Here is a 21,369-nt window from a genome sequence, read left to right as displayed (position 1 = left end):
AGGGGTGTGGCGGCGACTCACGTCACCGCCACACCGCCGCGGCCGGGTCAGCCACCGCCGCCGCCACAGCCACCGCCGCCACAGCCACCACCACCACCGCAACTACTGCCACCGCCACAACTGCTGCCACCGCCACAGCTACTGCCACCGCCACAACTGCTGCCACCGCCACAGCTACTGCCGCTGTTCCCACCGCCACCGCCACCGCCACCGATGGCCCCACCGCTCGCGGCGGACCAACGCCCCGGGCCGGCCTGGCGAGTTCTGTTCCGCCGCGAACCGATGCTTCGCTGGACCAAGGCCACGTAGCCGATCATGACCGCGATCGCGATCAGACCGAGACCCAGAAAAAGGTTGAACCAGACCACCAAGAGGCCGGCGAAGAATACCGCCGCTAAGGCGTATGCACCCATGGATTCCCTCCCCGTTCGGATGCGTGGACTACAGCGCGCCTGGCCGTCGTCGGCATAGCGCATCGACCCACGGGCGTTCGCACCGGACAGCCCCGGCGCGAACGCGAAGAACAGGATGGTGAGAAGCGAATACCACACCCATGATGGCTCCCCCCGACATCCTCCCCTAAGGAGTCGTGCCGCCAGGGTACGTCCGATCGGGGGAATCCGCCATGAGGTTTCCGCGGTGAACGGGAGCGCCGGGTCGACGGCCAGGGACGGTGCCGAGTCAGTCCTCGGGAGCCGAAAGCGCCGAGTCAGTTCGCGGGGCGCGGGTGCCGATCAGTTCGCGGGGGCACAGGTGTCGCGCAGCGAGCAGGCGCCGCAGGACTGGCCGCAACCGCCTTCCTCGCGCACGGGCACCAGTCCCGCGATGGCCCGGCCAGCGGCGTTGACTCCGGCACCGAGCGTGAACAGCGCGACGACCATGGTGACAGCGGCGACGCCGAGGGCGACGCCCCAGTTCGCGGCAGAGGCGATCAAACCACCCGCGAAGAGCAGCAGACCCGCGGCAACGGAGGTCGGTGCCGCGACATAGTTCGCGATCCGGAAGGTCTCCTCGGTAGCGAGGGCGTCTTCGGTGTGGACCCCGACGAACCTGTTACGCGGAAGTTTGCCGGTCAGTCCGAGCACACCGGTCGCGATGGCGACGAGGGCCAGTACGAACAGGGCGAGAGCGACGACGAACACCCTGGCAGGGTATCGCACCGGCCCACACGGATCGCGGGGCGCTCCCGATTTTCGGTCCTGCGACCCGGACGTTCTACCCTGTTACACGTAGTTTGTCCCGGAAAGTTTGTCCCGGAAATCCGCGAGAACAAGAAGGCAGGACCGTGCAGGACACTCGTGCAACCGAAAGCGATGTACCCGAGCACAGGTACAACGCCGACCTCGCGGGCCGCATCGAGCGCCGGTGGCAGCGGCTATGGGAGCAGCGCGGCACCTTCCACGCGCCCAACCCGACCGGCCCGCTCGCCGGTGACACCCCGCCGGACAAACTGTTCGTGCAGGACATGTTCCCCTACCCGTCGGGCGCGGGCCTGCACGTCGGACATCCGCTCGGCTATATCGCCACCGACGTCTTCGCCCGGTACCACCGGATGAACGGCCGCAACGTGCTGCACGCCCTGGGCTACGACGCCTTCGGCCTGCCCGCCGAGCAGTACGCGGTGCAGACCGGGGCGCATCCGCGCGACACCACCGAAACCAATATCGCCACCATGCAGCGGCAGCTGGACCGGCTCGGCCTCGGCCACGACCGTCGCCGCTCGTTCGCGACCACCGATCCGGAGTACTACCGCTGGACGCAGTGGATCTTCCTGCGTATCTACAACGCCTGGTACGACCTGGAACTGGGCCGCGCGCGGCCGATCTCGGAACTGGAAGACCAATTCGCCTCCGGCGCCCGTCCCGCTCCCGATGGTCAGGACTGGGCGACGATGTCACCGTCCGACCGCATGGCCCTGATCGACTCGTATCGTCTTGTGTATCAGACCGATTCGGTGGTCAACTGGTGTCCCGGCCTCGGCACCGTGCTGTCCAACGAAGAAGTCACCGCGGACGGCCGCAGCGAACGCGGCAACTTCCCCGTCTTCCGTAAGCGCCTGTGGCAGTGGATGATGCGTATCACCGCCTATTCCGACCGGCTGGTCGACGATCTCGAACTGCTGGACTGGCCGGACAACGTGAAGTCCATGCAGCGCAACTGGATCGGGCGTTCACGTGGGGCGCAGGTGAAATTCGACGCCGACGGCGAGCAGATCGAGGTTTTCACCACCCGCCCCGACACCCTGTTCGGCGCGACGTACGTGGTGCTGTCCCCCGAACACGATCTGGTCGACAAACTCACCGCGGCGACCTGGCCCGATGGCACCGACGCGCGCTGGACCAACGGGGGCGCGGCCACCCCGGGCGACGCCGTCGCCGCCTACCGCGAGGCGATCGCGGCGAAGTCGGATCTGGAACGTCAGGAGAACAAGGAGAAGACCGGCGTCTTCCTCGGAAGCTACGCCGTCAACCCGGCCAACGGCGCGTCCGTTCCTGTCTTCATCGCCGATTACGTGCTCAGCGGCTACGGCACCGGCGCCATCATGGCGGTGCCGGGGCACGATCCGCGCGACTGGGATTTCGCCACCGCCCTCGGGCTGCCGATCCTGGAGGTCATCTCCGGCGGTGACATCACCGAAGCGGCCCACAGCGGCGACGGCGCGCTGATCAATTCCGGCTACCTGGACGGCCTGTCCGTCGAGGAGGCGAAGGCGACGATCATCGCCCGCCTCGAGCAGGACGGCCACGGCAAGGGCACCATCCAGTACAAATTGCGCGACTGGCTGTTCGCCCGCCAGCGCTATTGGGGCGAGCCCTTCCCGATCGTGTACGACGAGCAGGGCGCACCCCATGCCCTGCCGGAATCCATGCTGCCGGTGCTGCTTCCGGAACTGGACGATTTCGCGCCGGTGACCTTCGACCCGGACGACGCCGACTCCGAACCCTCCCCGCCGCTGGCCAAGGCCGCCGACTGGGTGCATGTCGAACTGGATCTGGGCGACGGACCCAAGAAGTACCGGCGCGACACCAACGTCATGCCGAACTGGGCCGGAAGTTCCTGGTACCAATTGCGTTACGCGGACCCGACCAACACCGACGCGTTCTGCGCGAAGGAGAACGAGACCTACTGGCTCGGCCCGCGCACCGCCGAACACGGCCCGACCGATCCCGGCGGCGTCGACCTGTACGTCGGCGGCGTCGAACACGCCGTACTGCATCTGCTGTACGCGCGCTTCTGGCAGAAGGTGCTGTTCGATCTCGGCGATGTCAGCGGCTGCGAACCGTATCGGCGACTGTTCAACCAGGGCTACATCCAGGCCCACGCCTACACCGACGAGCGCGGCGCGTACGTGCCTGCCGCCGAGGTCGTCGAACGCGACGGCACGTTCTACTGGACCGACGCCACGGGTACCGAGATCCGGGTCTTCCAGGAGTACGGCAAGATCGGCAAATCGCTGAAGAACGCCATCTCCCCCGACGAGATGTGCGACCTGTACGGCGCCGACACCTTCCGCTTCTACGAGATGTCGATGGGTCCGCTGGACACCTCGCGGCCGTGGGCGACCAAGGATGTCGTCGGCGCGCACCGGTTCCTGCAACGCATCTGGCGACTGGTGGTGGATGAGGAGACCGGCGCGGTGCGCGTCACCGACGAGGTGGCCTCCGACGAGACCCAACGCCTGCTGCACAAGACGATCGCCGGCGTGGACGAGGATCTGGCCGCGCTGCGCGACAACACGGCGGGCGCGAAACTCATCGAACTCACCAACCATCTCACCAAGACCTATCCGGGGGGAGCTCCCCGGCTGGTGGTGGAATCGCTGGTATTGATGCTCGCGCCGCTGTCACCGCATATCGCAGAGGAACTGTGGGAGCGCCTCGGCCACCCCGAATCCCTGGCGCACGGCCCGTTCCCGGTGGCCGATCCGGCACTGCTCGTGGATGAATCGGTGGAGTACCCGATCCAGGTGAACGGCAAGGTACGCAGCCGCATTCGCGTTCCCGCCGACGCCGACAACGCGACCATCGAGGCCGCCGCGTTGGCCGAGGAGAAGATAGCCGCCATCCTGAACGGGGCCGCCCCGCGCAAACTGATCGTGGTGCCGGGCCGGTTGATCAATATCGTCGCGTGATCGTGCCCGAACCGGAGATCGGGCGATTCAGCGCGGAGGCAGCAGCACGTCGTTCAGCGTGACCATCGACAGATTGCGCTCCCTGATGATGTCGACCAACTGCCCGTAGCAACGGGTGACGGCGGGCGCGTTGGCGTGACCGATGACGATGGTCTGCGGATTGAAATACTTACGTGCGCATTCGATCAGGTACTCCTCGGTGATCACGCCGGAATCCGAGAGGGAGCCGTACCACATGGTCGGCACGGTGTAGCCGAGATCGGCGGCGACCCGGTCGACGGTGGCGTTGTGCCTGCCGAACGGCGGTCGATAGTACGGAGTGCCGTCCACGCCGAAATTGTTGCGCAAGTGCGTTTTCGCGCGATCGAGCTGCGAGGCGACAGCGCTGGCGGAGATGGCGGTGAGATCCGCGTGATCCCAGGTGTGGTTGGCCAGCTGGATCTGTCCCGAGTCCACCAGCGGGCGTAACTCGTCGCGATGGATCGCCCACGAGTCGTAGTAGGCGGTGACGAAGAAGGTGAAGCGGGCGCCGGTGTCCTTCGCGAAGCGGATATAGGCGCCGACCACCTCGGGGCTGGCGCCGTCATCGACGGTCAGCGCCATACTGGAACCCGCGCCGGGCAGCGCGGTGATGGTCTTGGCGGCGATGGGCGTCTTCGGCCCGGAGGGCGGCGGCGGCAATTGGGGGCGCGACGGCGGCGCAGGCGGAAGCACCGGCGCACCGCCTGCCGATCCGGTGTCGATCGGGCCGCCTCCGGCCACCGCACAGCCGGTCAACGCCATCGCGGTACCGGCGACAAGCATCGACAACACACGACGTCTTTCCACGATCCATACCTTCGGCTCTGCTCGGACCTGATACATGTCCCCGGTCGGCGAACCGCGACGGCGGACGAACAGCCGGGACTGTATCGACCCGATCTGTCCGTTGGATGAACCACCGCGCACCCGTAAGCAAATTGAGACAATTCGGACCTAACGGGCCTGTCCGATCCGAAGGTAGGTCGGGCGGCCCCGATCAGTACGGCCGCAGCACTATCTCGGTGGGATGTCCGTCGCGGGGCGTCTCGATGGCATTGCGCACCGCGCCGGCGACGGTCTGCGGGGTGAGGAATTCCTCCGGCCGGTACTCGCGACCCTCGCCCGCGACGATCGCGCGCTGCATATCGGTGTCGATACGCCCCGGATGGATCGAGGTCACCCGCAGATTCGGCTCTTCCTGACGCAGAGCGTCACCGAAGGCGCGCAATCCGAATTTGCTCGCCGCGTAGGCCGACCAGCCCGGGTGCGCGCGCAGGCCCGCTCCCGAATTGATCAGCACCACATGCGCGTTCGCGACGCGCAAGGCGGGAAGCAGCAGACGCGTCAGTTCCACCACCGCGATGAGGTTGGCCTCCAACGTAGTACGCCACTGCTCGACCGAGGATTCGGCGACCGTACCGAGATCGGCGATTCCGGCGTTGTGCACCAACACATCCAGCCGCCGAATGGGGGCAACGGCCGCGGCGACGGCGTCGTAATCGGTCAGCGAGACCGGCCATCCGGTGGCATCGGGAAGTTCCGCGAGAATTCCGCGCAGCGAGTCCTCGGATCGGGCGCCGAGCAGCAACTCGTGCGTCGGCGCCAGCTCACGGGCGATGGCAGCCCCCAATCCACGGCTGGCGCCGGTGATCAGAGCGGTCGGCTTCGGCATGCTGGTGACGGCGGTCATGCGCCCCACGGTAGTGGTCACGGCGCGGTGCCGAACGACACACCGCCCGGCAGGCGTATTCGAAGGTGCCATCGCAGAATGGGGGGATGGCACATCCGGGGTTCACCCCTACACAGCTCGCGGCCCGCGCCGCTTATCTGCTGCGGGGCAATGATCTGGGCACTATGACCAGTGCCGCGCCCCGGCTGTATCCCCACATGTGGAGTTGGGACGCCGCCTTCGTCTCGGTCGGGTTGGCGCCGCTCAGTGTCGAACGCGCGGTGATGGAACTGGACACCCTGCTGTCGGCGCAGTGGAAGAACGGCATGATCCCGCACATCGTCTTCGCCAACGGCGTCGACGGCTACTTTCCCGGACCGTCGCGGTGGGAGTGCAGGAAACTGGCCGTCAACGCGCCGGACGGCCCGGATACCTCGGGCATCACCCAGCCGCCGGTACACGCCATCGCGGTGCAGCGCATACTCGACCATTCGCGTAGGCACCGCCGCAGCACCAGGGCGGTGGCCGAGGAATTCCTCAACCGGCGCTGGCCGGATCTGGTGCGCTGGCACCGCTGGCTCGCCCACGCGCGCGATCCCAAGGAGAGCGGGCGCATCACGCTGTATCACGGCTGGGAATCCGGAATGGACAACTCGCCGCGCTGGGACCGGGCCTACGAGAATGTGGTCCCCGGCGACCTGCCGCCGTATCGACGCGAGGACACCGCGATCATCTCCGACCCGACGCAGCGACCGAGCGACCGCGAATACGACCGCTACCTGTGGCTGGTCGAACAGATGCGGCGCGCGGGATACGACGATTACCTGCTGGCGTCGAGTATGAGTTTCGCGGTGGAGGACGTATTCGTCTCCGCGATCTTCGCGCTGGCCTGCGAGGTGCTCGCCGATATCGGCGAGGAGTACAAACAGCCCAAAGCCGACGTGCGCGATCTCTACTCCTGGGCCGATCGCTTCCGTGCCGGCGTTGCGGCGACCGCCGATACCCGCACCGGCGCGGCCCGCGATTTCGACATCCGCGGGCAACGCTGGATCAATACCGAAACCCTGTCCGTCTTCTCCCCTCTGCTGTGCGGTGGCCTGCCCCGCGATACCGAACGCAGCCTGCTTCGCCTGTTCGAGGGGCCGCGCTACTGCGGTCACCCGGATCTTCGCTACGCCCTGCCGCCGTCGACCTCGCCGGTATCCAAGGATTTCCGGGCGCGCGAGTACTGGCGGGGCCCGGTCTGGCCGGTCATGAGCTGGCTGTTCTCCTGGGCTTTCGCCCGCCGCGGCTGGGCCGAACGCGCCTATACGCTGCGCGCCGAAGGTCTGCGCCAGGCGAGCGACGGAAGTTTCGCCGAATACTACGAACCCTTCACGGGCGAACCACTCGGCAGCATGCAGCAGTCCTGGACCGCCGCCTCGGTACTGGACTGGCTCGGTTAGGGCATTCAGCGAACGATACGCAATCGCGCTGATAGCCACACTGGTGACAGTAGAAGCGATTGGCTATCGTCGAATCTCATGCACCGGACTCGATGGAGATCGATTCGCGTACTCGCGTTGTCCAGCGCCACGCTGGGCAGCATTCTGACAGCAACCGCACAGACAACCCCCGCGGCGCCGAGCGGGCCGGACGTGTCGTCCTGGCAGCATATCGATGGCAGGCTGATCGACTGGTTCGCCGTGCGCAGGGCCGGACATCAGTTCGCCATGCTGAAGGCGACCGAGAGTCTCAACTACATCAACCCCTATTTCGTGCCGGACAGCCTGCTGATGCGGGCAGCCGGCGTCGCGCGCGGTACCTACCACTACGCCCAGCCCGGCCTGCCGCCGGAACCACAGGCGGCGCTGTACGCGGCGACGGTGCTCGGCCAGAACGGCCCGCTCGACCTGCCGCCGGTCCTCGATATGGAACATTCCGGCGGACTCGACCCGGCCGGACTCATCAACTGGACCCACCGGTACCTGAACACGGTCCGGACCCTGACCGGCCGCATGCCGATCATCTACACCTATCCGAATTTCTGGAAGACGGCGATGGCGAATACCGACGAATTCACCGCCTATCCACTCTGGATCGCCGACTACCGGGGCAACGACCAACCCGAGGTGCCGGGCGGCTGGCCGACCTGGACATTCTGGCAGACCACCGATCGCGGCAGCGTCCCCGGCATTGCGGGCGGCACCGACCTCAACGTATACAGCGGCGCCCAAGGCGATTTCGCGCAATACGCGAATATGGGAGGTCTCACGGGCAGTGGCTGAACCGCACCGGTTTCCGGCTGCGAGTCCCCGGCCGATGACCCGAATCCCGTCGCACCGCGAAAGGTGAGACCGCTACCCGACCGTTCGGGTAGCGGTCCAGCAGACAGCTACACCCCGATGCGGCCGTTGTTCTTCCACACCACCGCGACCGAGGGACGCGGCTGCGCGTTCCCCCCGTCGGGCCAGTGCGACAGCGGGTTCTCCGGGGTGGCGTCGTCGGCTTCGCCCGGATGCTGCACGCAGACGAGCACGCGAGATTCGGTGACGATCGGACCGCAGGTCTCCGCACCCCTCGGTACCGTCAAGAACTGTTTGGTCTCACCGCGATTGGGTCCGTCGAGGACCACCGAGAACAGGCCGTCATTGGATTTGAGGGCATTGCCGTCGGTGGCGATCCACAGATTGCCGTAGGCGTCGAACGCCAGATTGTCCGGGCACGAGATCGGGCTGACCTTGGTTTTGTCGAAGCCGGCGAAGTAGGTGTCGGCGGCAGCCGGATCGCCGCATACCAACAGCAGCGACCAGGTGAATTCGGTTCCGGTGTGGTCGTCGTCGATTTCGAGAACCTGACCGTTCTTGTTGAGCTTGCGCGGATTGGCCTCGTCGGGGCCCGCGACCGAGCCGTCCTTACCGCGATTGTCGTTATTGGTCAGGGCGACGTACACCTTGCCGGTGTAGGGGTTGGCCTCGAAATCCTCGGGACGGTCCATTTTGGTGGCGCCGACCTTGTCGGCCGCGAGCCGGGTGAAGACCGCGACCTCCGCCGCGGACATGCCGTCGACCAGTGAGGTGCCCTTGCCGTCGGCTTCGGTCCTCAACAGCGGAATCCACTGTCCCTTACCGGTGAAACCCTTGTCGGAGGGCACCGTGCCCGAGCCGTCGATCTTATCCGGATGATCGCCGGTCAGCTTGGCGACAAACAGCGTGCCCGCGTCGAGAATGGTCATATTGTGTCGCGTGCTCGCCTGTCCGCTGCCCGCCTGGATCTTGCGGGAGGAGACGAATTTGTACATGTAGTCGAATCGCTCGTCGTCACCGGTGTAGGAGACGACATCGCCCGCCTTGGTCACGTAGATGGTGGCGCCCTCGTGCTTGAGCCGTCCCATCGCCGAATGTTTCACCGGTGTCGAGGCGGGATCCCACGGGTCGACCTCGATGACGTAGCCGAATCGGTTGCCCTCGTTGGGTTCCTGTGCCAGATCGAAACGCTTGTCGGTGCGCTCCCACTGGTTCGCCGTGGCGCCCTTCGGATATCCGTAACGCTTGGCGCGCGGCTTGCCGAGCGGATCGCTGACCTTGTCGCCGTTGGCGAAGTAGCCGTGGAAATTCTCCTCGCCGGAAAGCACGGTGCCCCATGGGGTCACGCCGCCCGCGCAGTTGGCGATGGTGCCGAGTACCTTGGTGCCGCTCGGATCGGCGGTCGTCTTGGTGAAGACACTGCCGGCGGCGGGGCCGGTCAGCGTGAATTCGGTGTCGGCGGTGATCCTGCGGTTGTATTTGCCGAAGACGGGAGTCAGTGTGCCGGTGGCTGTTTCGCCCTTCACCTCGACGACGGTGAGTCCGTGCGCGGCTTTGGTGATCGCGATCTGCTCGTCGGTCGGCGCGTCCTTGTTGTAGCCGCGGAACATCTGCGGACCGGTGGTGTATTCGTGGTTGACGACGAGCAGATAGGAATTCGGCTGACCATCGATCGGCAGCAGCGCCGCGAAGTCGTTGTTGTAGCCGAACTGCTTGCTCTGCGCGGCGGCCGTCTGCTTGTCGAAGTCGAAGGCGGGCGCGTCGGCGAAAATCGGGTCGCCCCAGCGGATCACGACGGACTGCTGGTATCCGTCGGGGATCACCAGCGCGTCTTCCTTATTGGGCGCGACCGCGGTGAACGCGGTTCCGGTGCCGACGGATCCCGCGGGGGCATAGGTCGGAGTGACCGAACCCACCGCGGCGTCGTCGTCCCCGCAGGCGGCGAGCGCACTGCCCGCGCCGACCGCGAGTACCGCGGCGGCGCCGCCCTTGATGAGGCCGCGCCGGTTCAGGGAGCTGACGATATCGCCGAAGTACGCGCCCGCGGAGGTATTGGGCGCCTCGTGGAAGCACGCGTTGGCGCATTTGTATTCACAGGTCACGGACGCACGCGCGGACTGGCCGCCATGCTTCACGAAGAGGGCGAGGGGTTTCGAGATCACGATGACTCCCTGGATTGGTCCGACGCGCCGCACGCTAAACGTCTCAGACTAGCCAGAGGAAAAGCGCAGGTGAACGACTGACCAATTAGCGAACCGTCGGTTGGCTGTTGCGGTGCCGACACGAGAATCCCGACGTCCGCGCGGTATCGCGAACGCCGGGACCGGCGGAGATCTGTCATGGTTGATGTCGGATTCGGGGCGCTGGAATTCAGGCATTGACCGGCAGCGACAGCACGACCTCCCGCTCGTTCTCGGGCAGGTAGTGCACCTGCACGATCCGGCCCACCTGCACATTGCCGACAGCGGTCGGTGGCAGGAACTTCTGCACGCGGGTGCCGAAGGTGGAACCGTCGGGCCTGGTGACGATCAGTCCGAGTTCGATCTTGGAATGCCCGTCGCGGATCTCGCCCGGTACCGACAGCGACTGCACCACCGCCTGCGCCCGGATACCGCGTTCGGCGATATCGAGTGTGGCCTCGGTCGTGAATCCCTTCCTGATCATGGACGCGTTCATCGCCCGCTGCGCCTGCGCTCCGTTACCGGACAGATCGACCTCGACCTTGTCGGTGCGACCTGGCAGGTACCGCACCGGAAGCACAACCCCGGGCCGAAGCAGCGCGAGTTCGGTCAGCGGCACGATCATCCGCGCCGCGGAGTGGAAGACCTTGCCGTCCGCGCCCTCGACGCTGAACTCGATGCGCACCTGCGGCTGGTCGTTCAGGGTCACACCGGTGTGGTGGAACGATTTCACGGTCCCGAGGCCGATCAGGCCGCCTTGGAATTCGGAGCTGTTCAGGCCGGTGAACGCCTGCAGGATGCCGTCGCCGGTGAAGGCGAAAACCACCGGGACGACGGTGAGCGCGATGATCGGCAGGGCAATCTGCCAGCCGATCCAGCCGATTTCGTAGGGGTACTCGCTGTCGAAGGTGAATCCGTGCCAGAGGTAGTAGCCGATCGCGAGAGCGCCGAAGAGCAGAGCGATGGCGCGGGCCTTGGTCTTCATGATGGTCCTTTACTGCGGGAGTCCGGGGGATCGCACTCGAATCCGCGCTCCCCGCGATTGCATGCGGGAGCGCGGAATTCGAGGCGTGGTGGGGTCAGGCGCCGACGATGGTCGTGCAGGCGAAGGTGATCTCGAATTTCGAGTTGGTCGGGCCGGCGAGGGGGTTGGTCAGATCCGGGGCGCCGACGCCCTCACCGGTCACCTTGTAGGTGTTGCCGTCCTTGACCACCTTGGCCGAACCGCCCGGCTGGCCCTTGCCGTAGGCGACCGCGTAGGGCAGGCCGTTGGAGCCGCCCTTGCTGCCCGCGATGCCGACCGCCTGCACCGTGTCGCCCTCGATGCTCGCGCTGACGCTGAGCTGACCGTAGGTCGAGCTGTTGGTATCGGTCAGGGCCAGCGCCAGGGTGCTGCCCTGCTTGGCGCAGGTGGTGTCGAACTTGGCGTCGAGCGCCTTGCCATCGACCGCGGCGGCGGACTTGCCGCCCGCGGGCGTGCCGGGGGCCGCCGAGGTGGCGTTCGTGGCCGTAGAGCTGGGGGCGGAGCTGCTGGAATCGTCGCTGCATCCGGTGACGAACAGGGCGACCGCGGCGGCGGAGGCGGCGACTGCGGTGGTGGCGAAGCGGATCTTGGTGTTCATTTCGGTTGTCCTTCTCTTCTCGGTGTGTCCGGCGCCCCGGTGGGGCCGTTGAGAAAAAGGTATGGAGACCGCGCGCCCTACCGATCCCAGGTTTCGGCGGTCCGCATTCGGCGAGACTCCGTTAACCTGGTCGAATGCGACGACCGCGCGCCATGGTGCTCGATGAGGTGTGGCGCAGGCTCGATGGCGTCGAACCGCTCAGCGGACCCTCCGGAGGGCCGCTGCGCCGCACCGTGAAGCTCGTGCTCGATCCGCTCGTCATCCGGCCGGTGCAGAACCCGAGCTGCGCGGGGCCGATCCTCACCGAGGACGGTGCGACGTTGCTCGCCACCAGAATTCACGCGAGCGCCGACGTGCTGCGAGCGACGGCCGCCTGGTTCACACTGCTCAAACAGGTGCGGCGGACACTGCGGATCACCGAGGGTCATCCCCAGGATCTGTACTTCCAGCGCTGTTTCGAACTCGCGACGACGGAGGGGATGCCCGACCCGTCGCGGGACCGCGCATCCGCCGAGGAGACGCTGCGCGATATTCACGAATTCGCGGCGGGACGTACGACGCAGGCGTTGAAACAGCACGTCACCGACGAGTCGACGGCCCGTGACCTCGCTGGACTCATCGAACTCGCGTGGCGACGGCGACCGGCGGCGACCCCGCCGCGCGCGACCCATGCCGCCGAGCTGACCGCATTACTCGACGCCGCGTCGGACGCCCGATGGGAAGGCGACGGTGGCGACGGTGGCGACGGTGGCGACGGTGGCGACGGTGGCGACGGTGGCGACGGACAGGAATTACTGGACCGCCTCGTCGCCGCGCACGCGGGCACCCATTCCGGCATGGCCCTGTGGCGACGCGAAACCGCGCCGAACGCACAGCAACTCGGCCTGACCGAACACCCTGTGCCGCGACAGCCCGCGCTCGGCGCGTCGGCATCGACCTCGCGGCTCGCCCTGCCCTTCGACCGGACCGTCTACGAGCGCGTATTCACCGTGCTCCAGGCTTCGAGTGAACGGGCCGAACTCCCGCCCATTCCCGAATTGGTCACGACCGAGATCGCCCGCAGCTGCGCGCCGTGGGCGCTGCTGGACGAATCGCTTCGGGTCACCGCCGCCGCCGGTGTGGCATTGGCCGAGGGACTCGCGCCGGTCGACGCGCGGCAGCCGCTCGGTCCGCGGCGGATGGCCGTGGCCTCCGCCCCGCTCGAGGTCACCGTGCCACCGGAACCGTCCGGCGCGAACGGATTCGGTTCCGGTGCGGAGACCTCCGCGCAGCGTGCGATCAACAGCCGCTGGCAGCGCGAGGCATATGTCCTACAGGCGCGGCGGCTCATCCTCGACACCGCCTCGGCGATCGCGCCGGACAATCCCCTCGCCACGATCGCAGCCGAACTCCGCACGCCGTGGCGGCCGTACCTGCGCCGACTGTGGGTTCGCCTGCACGGCCGCGACGTGCGCGAGGCGGGTGTCTTCGAACCGGACGAACTGTGGGATCTGCTCGACGGCGTCGCCCGATCGGTCATCCTCGATCACCGGACCAGGGTGAAGAACGCGCTCAGCGCCCTCGCGCTGGCCGCCGACCCGGATTCGACCGAATCGAGGGCGAGCTGATGACCGAGGTGAGCATCCGGCCGGTCGCCGACGGACTATTCGTCATCGCCCCGGCGGGCGCGCCGACGGTGCTCGACGGCGCGCCGAACCTCGATGTCCTCGCGCTCGAAGTCGGCGGCGGGCATCTGAGCTGGAGTCTGCTGGACGCGGAACCCATCCCGGCGGCGGTCATCGACCATCCGGACCACGCGCAGGAATGGCTCTGGGCCGTCTACGGCGAATCCGTCGCCCTTGCCGTCGCCGACCGTCGCACCCTCGAATTACCCGCGCGCCCTGCCCTTCCCGATCTGCTCGCGAAGGCGTGGCGGCTGGCCTATGCGCACTGGGCGGCCCGGTGGTGGCCCGCCTCGACCATCGACGGAATCGCGGCGTTGGACCGCCGACTGCTCGAGGAGGAGATCGCGGATTTGACCGAAGCATGCGATCCGATCGTCGACGGGGCCGATGCCGCGATGCCCGTCATCGCGGCGCGGGCCGTTGAGGTCAGCGGGCGCCAGGATGATTACGCGCTCGCCGCCGGTGGTGACGCTGACGGCGGCGCTCTGACGCTGGCCCGCGGTGTGGGCGGCTGGGATTGGCGTGGCTGCCCTCCTGGACTCGTCGACGCCTCGGAACGTGCCGTGTCCTGGGAGGTGACACGGGATTCGGGGACGACGACGGTGCTGGTGCGCGCGGTCGCCGCACCGGATCTCGCCTCCGGCATACCGCCACATCTGCGGCCTCGGGCGATTGTCGGCGCGGCGGGCGACGGCCCTTCGGCCGCGTTCCCGGTGGGCGCGGCGGACTCGAGCGGCGTATCGGGCACGACATCGACCGAGATCGATCTGTCGCTGGTCGGCGACACCTGGGTCGGACGGAGTTCGGTGGCAGCGGGTCCGGTGACCGAGGTGGGTATCTCCGTGCCGGGGTTCGGCCTGCCCGCGCTCACCGCGCCCGAGGATCCGGAGATCCGCGCGCGGATACGCGATCTGGCGATCGCCAGGCTCGCCCGCGCGGCGGATGCCGACGACACCGCCTTCGACGCACCACTGCTTGCCGAGATCGCCGCCGCCGCGACAGATTCGGATTTCTGATGGGCCAGCAGACGCCCGACGACGGCCGCGAGGTCCTGTTGGAAGGCGCCGCCGCCTACCAACGCGGCGAGGTCGCCGAGGCTCTGCGGATCTTCGAGCGGGCCGCGCGCACCACGACGGGCGGACTACGGGTGAGCGCCCTGATCAATGCCGCGAGTATGGCCGACGAACTCGGCGACCACCGAACCGCGATCGGCTGGTATCACGAAGCGCTGTCGGAGATTCCGGCGGACGCGATCGAGAAGCGCGCCTCGGCACTGGTCAACTATTCGCAGGCGCTCCAACACGTCGGCGAATTGGACGACGCGCAATCCGCGCTGGAGCAGGCGCGCACGCTGCTGACCGACAACGACGAATTCGGCACGCTGCGCGTCGCCTGTCTGCTGTCGCTGTGCGCCGTGGCGTTCCACCGCGGGCAATGGCATCACACCATCGAACTGGCCACCGAATCACTGGACGCGGCAGTGCGTTTCGCACCACATCTGGCCGGACATCCCTTGATGAATTTGGCGGGCGCGTACTTCGAGACCGGTCATCGCGAACTCGCGATCGATTTCGCCACGCAGGCGATGGCCGCCTTCGAATCCGCGCAGGACCGCAACGGCGTCGCCGAAACCCAGCAGAACACCGCCACCATGCTGCTGCGACTGGACCGTCTCGACGAGGCCGAGCCGCTGCTGCTGGCCGGACAGGAATATTTCGAACGCGCCGGACTCGGCTATCGCGCCGGGGTCGGACTCAAAGCCATGGGATTTCTCGCCGAAGGCCGCGACGAGCTGGATCGCGCTGACGACTGCTACCGCAGGGGATACGAGTATTTCCACGCCTCGGGCGCGGTGCTCGACGCCGCCGATGTGCAGGTCCGATTGGCGACCATCGCTTTCCGCACCGGACGGATTCACGAGGGCGAACAACTGATCGCCGCGGCATTCCACGCCTACGCCGCACGGGGCCTCGGGCTACACTGCGCGCAGATCGATTTCTGGCACGCGGCACTGCTCGAGACCGTACTCGACACCACGAATCCGCCGGATGCCGAAATCTTGTCCGCCGCGACGGATCTGGCGGTGACCTCGGCCGTGGCCATCGATGCCGTCCGCCACACCTTCGGCAACGGCAACCAGCGTGAACAGTGGAATCGCCGGATCGCGGATCCGGCCATGCGCATGGCCTTTCGATTCGCGTACCTGTCCGGCAACGGGCCGATGCTCACGGATCTGATCGAAACTCGCTGCGCTGGAACAACACTGAATATCGCCGCATGGAATATCGCCGCGCCGGAGCGACATCCCTTCGAGTTGCTCGAGCCGCCGATTTCCGACGGCAACCCCGCGGACCCCGGCCGAGCCGACCACAACGATCCGCAACGATCCCCCGACGAAGCCGCCGCGGACCTATCCGACGGGCCGACGCTGATGGCGGGCGCCGCGTCGCGCACCGCCGATTCCCGCGCCGGGGCCACCGCCCTTCAGCTCGGATCGGCGCTGGCCGAAGTCGCCGCCAGCGCGGGACTTCCGGTTGCGCCGCCACCACGCCTGGCGGTCGGACCCGACGGTCATATCGCGCTCGCCGCCTATATCGCGGCGGCCGAACAGCGGTACGGGCGCAGCGTACGCGACGACCGGGTGATTTCGGCGTGAACGTCGAACAGCCGACGGTCCTGGTGCGCATGGCCGATGCCGGTGATCTGTACATGTCGTGGCGGTGGGTCGGCGATATCGCACCGCAGGGTGCGAGCATGCTGCCGGGAAAGCCGGTCGACGACGCTGTTCGCCTGCTCGCCGAGGCCCTGCCGACCCCGAGTACGCCCGATGGCCTCGAATACGCGCTCACCCGAGGCGCATTCGCCGATCCCGGCACCGAGTACGCACTGGCCCAGTGTCTTTCCCGCGCTCTTCTGCCCTCCGGACTCGCCGAACCGCTGGCGGCGCTGCGTCACAACGGAGTGCGCCCGCGTATCCGCTTGCAGCCCTCGCCCCGGGTGGCCCAGGTGCCGTGGGAGATCATCGCGCCCGCACCCACATCGCGCCTGATCGATCTCGCCGATATCAGCCTGCTCGCGCCCGCGAGCATCGTGCACGCACCGGGGCGCAGCGCCCGATCATGGGAGCACGACCGTGACCTGCCGGTCGTCGCCATCCTCGACCCCCGCATCCCCGGCTTCCGCGCCGACTCCGCACTGGGTTCGGTACTCGGCCGGATGAGCGAACCCACCCCGCTGACCGCACGTATGGCGGAATACGCCGCGCGAGGACGGCTCACCCCGGCGGTCACGCAAGCCACCGAGATCTTCCGCCGCACCGACGTGGACCGCGATTGGCTGAGTGAAACCCTGCGCCGAGGGGCAGCCCGATTGATCTACGTCGGCCACGTCACCGCCGCCGACCCCGAGTCCGGACGCAGCGAGAACGCCGAACTCCACCTGGCCTGCACCGCCGAATCCGTCGGATTCGCCGAACCCGACCGTACCCACCGTCCACTGTCGGCCAAGGATCTCCTGCTCGGCACCCATACGCTCAGCCCGAAACCCCTGGCGGGCAGCGAACTCTGGCCGATGCCGAGCCGGATCGCGCTCATCGCGTGTGAAAGCGGCGGCGATCTGCGATTCTCCGAGGCGCTCGGCCTCACCGCCGCCATGCTCACCGGCGGCGCCGAACTGGTCACCGCCAGCCGCTGGCCGCTCCCCACCGACCTGGCCTTCCAGCGCATCGCGGGCGCGGCCCCCGATTCCCGTCCGCTTCAGGACACCATCTGCGCCATCGACGCCGCCCACGAACTCACCGACCCGGTCACCGCCCTCGCCGACTGGCAACGCACCCGGCTGGCGCACTGGCGCGACACGGGCGACATCGAATACTCCCCCATCCTCTGGGCCGCCTTCGCCACCGTCAGCACGGAATCCAGCCGCATGGGATAGATCTTGCCGCTCAGCCCCGGTGCGCCAGAAGATGTTCCATGAGCAGCATGGTGAGGGCTTCGGGGGCTTGCTCGGGGATCCAGTGGGAGATGTCCTCGAGCATTTCGAAGCGGTAGGGCCCGGTGACATGGTCGGCGGTGGCCAGGGCGGCGGTGGAGCCGAAGGCGGTGTCCTCGGTACTCCACACGTAGAGGGTCGCGACGTCGACGGGCGGGGTCGGGCCCGCGAGATGCATGGCGCGATACCAGTTCAGTGCCGCGGTGAGGGCCGCGGGTTGGGTGAACCGGTGCACATAGTCCTCGACACGTTCCTCGGGAATCTTCCAGTCGAAGATCTTGCGGAGCGCGGCGGCGTTGTCGGCGAGCAGAATGCGTTCGGCCACGCGCGGCCTACGCAGCATCTCGAAGTATTGGGACCGTTGGGCCTGGTCCTCGTCCTCGGTGATGGCGCGCAGGAACGCGGCCGGATGCGGCGTCGAGATCGCGGTGAGGGTGCGGACGCGCGCAGGGAAGGCAGCCGCCGCGGCCCAGGCGACGTAGCCGCCGAGGTCGTGACCGACGAGGTCGAAACACTGCCAGCCGAGTTCGTCGGCGATCGCGGCGACATCGCCGACGAATTCTTCGAGCCGGTACGCCTCGACTCGCTCGGGCCGCACACCGGGCGAATAGCCGCGCTGATCGGGGGCGACGACCCGGCAGCCGCCGTTGCCGAGCGCGCCGAGCTGGAATTCCCACTGGATCGCCGATTCCGGAAACCCGTGCAGCAGCATCACTTCCCTGCCACCGGAACTCCCGCAGGCCAGCGCGTCGAAGGTGCCTGCCGCGGTGGGAATCTCGAGTGCCTCGATCACGCCGCCGACTCTAGCCCCGCCCACCGACGTGCTCGCGGCCCCGAGGGGTAAAACGCTCAGTGCTCGTCGTAGTGGCCGTCGTGCGGCGCGTGCCGGTGCCCGTCGTGGATGTAGTCGACATGGTCGCCGTGGGGCACGGCCACGTGGCCGCAGCCTTCGCCGTGTACGTGCTCATGGGTCGCGTGTTCGGTGTGGCCGACGGCCTCGCACTCGTCGAAGTGGCCGTCGTGAGCGCGGTGCAGATGTCCGTCGTGAACGTAGTCGACGTGATCGCCGTGCGGTACCGCGACATGTCCGCAGTCGGCGCCGTGAACGTGCGAATGCTCGGTGTGCTCGACATGTGCTGTGGTCATCAGAATGCCTTCCTCCATACCGATGGACAGGTGAATCTGTGCACACAAACACATTAGCAGGCATGCATCAGTGCAGGTAGCTACCCATATGCCCGGTATCGGATCAGAGCACCTGGGACAGGAATCTCCGCAGTCGATCGGTCTGCGCGTCCTCGAACAACGCCTCCGGCGAGCCCGTCTCCACCACCTGTCCGGCGTCCATGAACACCACGCTGTCGGAGACGCTGCGCGCGAAGCCCATCTCGTGGGTCACGACGATCATGGACATACCGCCGGAGGCGAGGTCGGCCATGAGCGCGAGTACCCCTTTGACCAATTCCGGGTCGAGCGCGGAGGTCGCCTCGTCGAAGAACATGATCTCCGGGCGCATGGCCAGCGCACGCGCGATCGCCACCCGCTGCTGCTGACCGCCGGACAGATTCGCCGGCCGCGCGTTCACCTTGTCCGCCAGCCCCACGATCTCCAACTGCTCGACCGCCGACGCCCGCGCGGCCTCCTTGGACAACCCGCGCAACTTGCGCGGCCCGAGCGCCACATTCTGTACGACCGTCATATGCGGGAACAGGTTGAATTGCTGGAACACCATGCCGATGCGCTGGCGCAATCGATCCGGGTCCTCGGTGAGCACCGAGGACCCGTCCAGCAGCACATCGCCGCGATCGGGCTCGTGCAGCCGGTTCAGCACCCGCAGCAAGGTCGACTTGCCCGAACCCGACGGGCCGATCACCGTCGCGGTCCTGCCCGCGTCGACGTGGATGTCGATACCGCGCAGCACGTGATTGTTCCCGAGAGTGAGATGCAGGCCGGTTCCGGTCAGGGAGGCGCCGGTACTCGTCTCGCTCATGAAGTCAGCGTCCTTCCGTGATCGTGGCCTGCTCGAGCGCGTCGATGGGCCGATCCGGCCTCCCGGTGCGCATCCGCCGATCGATGTGATTCACCAGATGCGTCAGCGGAATGGTGAGTAGCAGATACACCAGACCCGCTGCCACCAGGGGCGACAGATTTCCGGTCTGCGCGTTGAGATCTCGGCCGACCGCGAACAATTCACGCTGGGTGGCGAGCAGACCGAGGAAGTAGATCAGCGAGGAATCCTTGATGAGCGCGATGAACTGATTCATCAGCGCGGGCAGCACCCGCCGCACGCCCTGTGGAATCACCACCAGTGTCATGGCCTGCGTATAGCCGAATCCGATCGCGCGGGCCGCTTCCAGCTGTCCCGGCTCCACGGACTGGATTCCGGAACGGAAGATCTCGCCGATATAGGCCGAGGCCAGCAGGGCGAGGGCCACCGCGCCGAGCCAATACGGATTGTTGCCGGTCAGATTCTTGACCACCGGCCCGACACCGAGGCCGATGAGCAGAATGATCACCACGGCGGGAAGGCCGCGGAAGATATCGGTGTATACCCGAGCAGGCCAGCGCAACCAGCGGGTTCTGGATATACCGGCCACCGCCAGAAGCATGCCGAGCACGGTACCGAGCACGCCCGAAACCACCGCCAGAATCAGGGTATTGGGCAGTCCGGTCTGCAACAGATCCGGAAAGGCCTTGCGGTACAACGACCAGTCGAAGAACGTTTCGCGCAACTGCCGCACCGTGGACTTCGGCGCGTTCACCGGGGTGTCGTCGGATTGCCGCTCGGCGGCGATGGCCGCGAAATCCGGCAGCTGCGGCACCGGGGCCGCTTTGGAACCCGGCTTCCAGCCCGGCGGGAGCTGACGCGGCACCCATTCGGTGTAGAGACGCGCGTAGGTGCCGTCGGCGATCACCGCGTCGAGTCCGCTGTTGAGCGCATCGATGAGCGGCTGATTTCCTTTACCGACCGCCCACGCGGCGAAATTGTCCAGGCTGAAGGCGTTCTGCGCGACGGAGGTGCCGTCACCGGGTTTGATCGCACCCTCCGCCTGCGCCGACGGTGCGACCCAGGCGTCGACCTGGCCGGATTTCAGATTCGCGTACGCGGTGTTGTAATCCGGGAATTTCACCGGATCGAGACCGAGGGTGTGCACGACATAGTCGTCCTGCACGGTGCCCTGCACCACGGCGATCCTGCTGCCGGAAGTCAGATCCGCGAAACCCTTGATCGGACTGCCCGCGGGAATGACCAGCGCGAAATACCCGAAGTCGTAACCGTTGGTGAATCCGACCAGCTGACGCCGCGCCTCGGTAGTGGTGATGTTGGAGGAACCGACATCGAAACGTTTGCCCGCCACCTGCGCGAGCAAACCGGCGAATTCGGTGCCCGAGAACTGCACCTTCAGACCGATTTTCGCCGCCACCGCCTCGAGTAGCTGATTGTCGAATCCGGTGAACGCCCCCTGCGCGTTCACGCAGATACTCGGCGGGGCGTCGGACAAGGTGCCGACACTCAGCGTCCCCGGGGTGATGAGGCCGAGTCGGGCGGTGTCGACGGAATTCAGCGGCACCACATTCGGAGTGGTGAAACGATCCGGGCCCGCGGTCGCCGAGGACGCCAGATTCGTCGGCGCGGCGGAGGCCGCGCTGATTCCCGGCGGCGAACACAGATCCCGTCCCGCCGCCGAATCGTCACCGGAGCCACAGCCGGTCGCCAGCAGGCCGACGGCGAGCAAGAACACGGCGATCAACGCGGAAGACCGCACAGCGGGCAGACCAGCCATGCTGAAAAACCCTAGCCCCAG

The 21,369-nt window shown here is 67.1% G+C and carries 18 protein-coding genes; 7 read left to right on the top strand and 11 right to left on the bottom strand.

Annotation, left to right across the window (positions count from 1 at the left end; translation table 11 throughout):
• Positions 1 to 22: 22 nt before the first annotated feature.
• Positions 23 to 148 (bottom strand): hypothetical protein, encoded by a 126-nt coding sequence (locus ABZS43_RS21805; protein ID WP_355037753.1) that lies wholly within the window; start codon positions 146 to 148, stop codon positions 23 to 25.
• Positions 149 to 734: 586 nt separating this feature from the next.
• Positions 735 to 1,142, bottom strand: a complete 408-nt coding sequence (locus ABZS43_RS21800; RefSeq protein WP_355037752.1) for an SdpI family protein — start codon at positions 1,140 to 1,142, stop codon at positions 735 to 737.
• Between the two features lie 143 nt (positions 1,143 to 1,285).
• Between ABZS43_RS21800 and leuS the strand changes: the two genes are divergently transcribed.
• Positions 1,286 to 4,132, top strand: coding sequence for a leucine--tRNA ligase (leuS, locus tag ABZS43_RS21795; protein WP_355037751.1), 2,847 nt, complete (start codon positions 1,286 to 1,288; stop codon positions 4,130 to 4,132).
• A 27-nt stretch (positions 4,133 to 4,159) separates the two neighbouring features.
• Here leuS and ABZS43_RS21790 read toward each other — a convergent pair whose 3' ends face one another.
• Complete coding sequence (locus ABZS43_RS21790; RefSeq protein WP_355037750.1) at positions 4,160 to 4,996, bottom strand: polysaccharide deacetylase family protein; 837 nt, start codon at positions 4,994 to 4,996, stop codon at positions 4,160 to 4,162.
• 154 nt (positions 4,997 to 5,150) lie between these two features.
• The gene (locus ABZS43_RS21785; RefSeq protein ID WP_355037871.1) at positions 5,151 to 5,843 is read right to left on the bottom strand and encodes an SDR family oxidoreductase; all 693 of its coding nucleotides are present in this window, start codon (positions 5,841 to 5,843) and stop codon (positions 5,151 to 5,153) included.
• Between the two features lie 86 nt (positions 5,844 to 5,929).
• Here ABZS43_RS21785 and ABZS43_RS21780 point away from each other — a divergent pair, with 86 nt between their 5' ends.
• Positions 5,930 to 7,267 carry a glycogen debranching protein gene (locus ABZS43_RS21780; RefSeq protein ID WP_355037749.1) on the top strand — a complete coding sequence of 446 codons (1,338 nt, stop codon included), beginning with the start codon at positions 5,930 to 5,932 and terminating at the stop codon, positions 7,265 to 7,267.
• Between the two features lie 78 nt (positions 7,268 to 7,345).
• Entirely contained in the window at positions 7,346 to 8,089 is a 744-nt protein-coding gene (locus ABZS43_RS21775) for a glycoside hydrolase family 25 protein (RefSeq protein ID WP_355037748.1), read from the top strand.
• A 107-nt stretch (positions 8,090 to 8,196) separates the two neighbouring features.
• On the opposite strand, the gene ABZS43_RS21770 is transcribed toward ABZS43_RS21775, so the two are convergent.
• The 3 genes from ABZS43_RS21770 to ABZS43_RS21760 form a co-directional block, all read right to left on the bottom strand.
• On the bottom strand, positions 8,197 to 10,269 hold the full coding sequence (locus tag ABZS43_RS21770; protein WP_355037747.1) for a PhoX family phosphatase: 2,073 nt from the start codon (positions 10,267 to 10,269) through the stop codon (positions 8,197 to 8,199).
• Between the two features lie 208 nt (positions 10,270 to 10,477).
• Positions 10,478 to 11,272 carry a hypothetical protein gene (locus ABZS43_RS21765; protein ID WP_355037746.1) on the bottom strand — a complete coding sequence of 265 codons (795 nt, stop codon included), beginning with the start codon at positions 11,270 to 11,272 and terminating at the stop codon, positions 10,478 to 10,480.
• Positions 11,273 to 11,366: 94 nt separating this feature from the next.
• Positions 11,367 to 11,909: a lipoprotein LpqH gene (locus ABZS43_RS21760; protein ID WP_355037745.1), complete on the bottom strand. Its 543-nt coding sequence runs from the start codon at positions 11,907 to 11,909 to the stop codon at positions 11,367 to 11,369.
• Positions 11,910 to 12,061: 152 nt separating this feature from the next.
• On the opposite strand from ABZS43_RS21760, the gene ABZS43_RS21755 reads away from it, so the two are divergent.
• The 4 genes from ABZS43_RS21755 to ABZS43_RS21740 are packed head-to-tail and all read left to right on the top strand — an operon-like array spanning position 12,062 to position 17,506.
• On the top strand, positions 12,062 to 13,516 hold the full coding sequence (locus ABZS43_RS21755) for a hypothetical protein (RefSeq protein WP_355037870.1): 1,455 nt from the start codon (positions 12,062 to 12,064) through the stop codon (positions 13,514 to 13,516).
• Positions 13,516 to 14,589 carry a hypothetical protein gene (locus tag ABZS43_RS21750; protein ID WP_355037744.1) on the top strand — a complete coding sequence of 358 codons (1,074 nt, stop codon included), beginning with the start codon at positions 13,516 to 13,518 and terminating at the stop codon, positions 14,587 to 14,589. The genes ABZS43_RS21755 and ABZS43_RS21750 overlap by 1 nt, the downstream gene beginning before the upstream one ends.
• A complete protein-coding gene (locus tag ABZS43_RS21745; protein WP_355037743.1) occupies positions 14,589 to 16,229 on the top strand; it encodes a tetratricopeptide repeat protein in 1,641 nt (546 codons plus the stop codon). Before ABZS43_RS21750 ends, ABZS43_RS21745 begins: the two co-directional genes overlap by 1 nt.
• A gap of 29 nt (positions 16,230 to 16,258) precedes the next feature.
• A complete protein-coding gene (locus tag ABZS43_RS21740; RefSeq protein ID WP_355037869.1) occupies positions 16,259 to 17,506 on the top strand; it encodes a CHAT domain-containing protein in 1,248 nt (415 codons plus the stop codon).
• A 10-nt stretch (positions 17,507 to 17,516) separates the two neighbouring features.
• On the opposite strand, the gene ABZS43_RS21735 is transcribed toward ABZS43_RS21740, so the two are convergent.
• From ABZS43_RS21735 to ABZS43_RS21720, 4 genes are all read right to left on the bottom strand, one after another.
• Positions 17,517 to 18,356 (bottom strand): alpha/beta hydrolase, encoded by an 840-nt coding sequence (locus ABZS43_RS21735; protein WP_355037742.1) that lies wholly within the window; start codon positions 18,354 to 18,356, stop codon positions 17,517 to 17,519.
• 56 nt (positions 18,357 to 18,412) lie between these two features.
• On the bottom strand, positions 18,413 to 18,709 hold the full coding sequence (locus ABZS43_RS21730; RefSeq protein WP_355037741.1) for a hypothetical protein: 297 nt from the start codon (positions 18,707 to 18,709) through the stop codon (positions 18,413 to 18,415).
• 103 nt (positions 18,710 to 18,812) lie between these two features.
• Positions 18,813 to 19,553, bottom strand: coding sequence for an amino acid ABC transporter ATP-binding protein (locus ABZS43_RS21725; RefSeq protein WP_355037740.1), 741 nt, complete (start codon positions 19,551 to 19,553; stop codon positions 18,813 to 18,815).
• 4 nt (positions 19,554 to 19,557) lie between these two features.
• Positions 19,558 to 21,348, bottom strand: coding sequence for an ABC transporter substrate-binding protein/permease (locus ABZS43_RS21720; protein WP_355037739.1), 1,791 nt, complete (start codon positions 21,346 to 21,348; stop codon positions 19,558 to 19,560).
• Positions 21,349 to 21,369: the final 21 nt, after the last annotated feature.

Origin of the sequence: Nocardia sp. NPDC005366 (assembly GCF_040606855.1) — a bacterium.
In the GTDB taxonomy this organism is placed as follows: Bacteria; Actinomycetota; Actinomycetes; order Mycobacteriales; family Mycobacteriaceae; genus Nocardia.
This window is presented reverse-complemented; position numbering and strand designations above follow the sequence as displayed.

Coding starts and splice junctions, on each gene's coding strand:
- ABZS43_RS21790 (WP_355037750.1), bottom strand. CDS start 4,996: ATGTATCAGGTCCGAGCAGAGCCGAAGGTATGGATCGTGGAAAGACGT.
- ABZS43_RS21785 (WP_355037871.1), bottom strand. CDS start 5,843: ATGACCGCCGTCACCAGCATGCCGAAGCCGACCGCTCTGATCACCGGC.
- ABZS43_RS21780 (WP_355037749.1), top strand. CDS start 5,930: ATGGCACATCCGGGGTTCACCCCTACACAGCTCGCGGCCCGCGCCGCT.
- ABZS43_RS21775 (WP_355037748.1), top strand. CDS start 7,346: ATGCACCGGACTCGATGGAGATCGATTCGCGTACTCGCGTTGTCCAGC.
- ABZS43_RS21765 (WP_355037746.1), bottom strand. CDS start 11,272: ATGAAGACCAAGGCCCGCGCCATCGCTCTGCTCTTCGGCGCTCTCGCG.
- ABZS43_RS21760 (WP_355037745.1), bottom strand. CDS start 11,909: ATGAACACCAAGATCCGCTTCGCCACCACCGCAGTCGCCGCCTCCGCC.
- ABZS43_RS21755 (WP_355037870.1), top strand. CDS start 12,062: ATGGTGCTCGATGAGGTGTGGCGCAGGCTCGATGGCGTCGAACCGCTC.
- ABZS43_RS21750 (WP_355037744.1), top strand. CDS start 13,516: ATGACCGAGGTGAGCATCCGGCCGGTCGCCGACGGACTATTCGTCATC.
- ABZS43_RS21745 (WP_355037743.1), top strand. CDS start 14,589: ATGGGCCAGCAGACGCCCGACGACGGCCGCGAGGTCCTGTTGGAAGGC.
- ABZS43_RS21740 (WP_355037869.1), top strand. CDS start 16,259: ATGGCCGATGCCGGTGATCTGTACATGTCGTGGCGGTGGGTCGGCGAT.
- ABZS43_RS21730 (WP_355037741.1), bottom strand. CDS start 18,709: ATGACCACAGCACATGTCGAGCACACCGAGCATTCGCACGTTCACGGC.
- ABZS43_RS21725 (WP_355037740.1), bottom strand. CDS start 19,553: ATGAGCGAGACGAGTACCGGCGCCTCCCTGACCGGAACCGGCCTGCAT.
- ABZS43_RS21720 (WP_355037739.1), bottom strand. CDS start 21,348: ATGGCTGGTCTGCCCGCTGTGCGGTCTTCCGCGTTGATCGCCGTGTTC.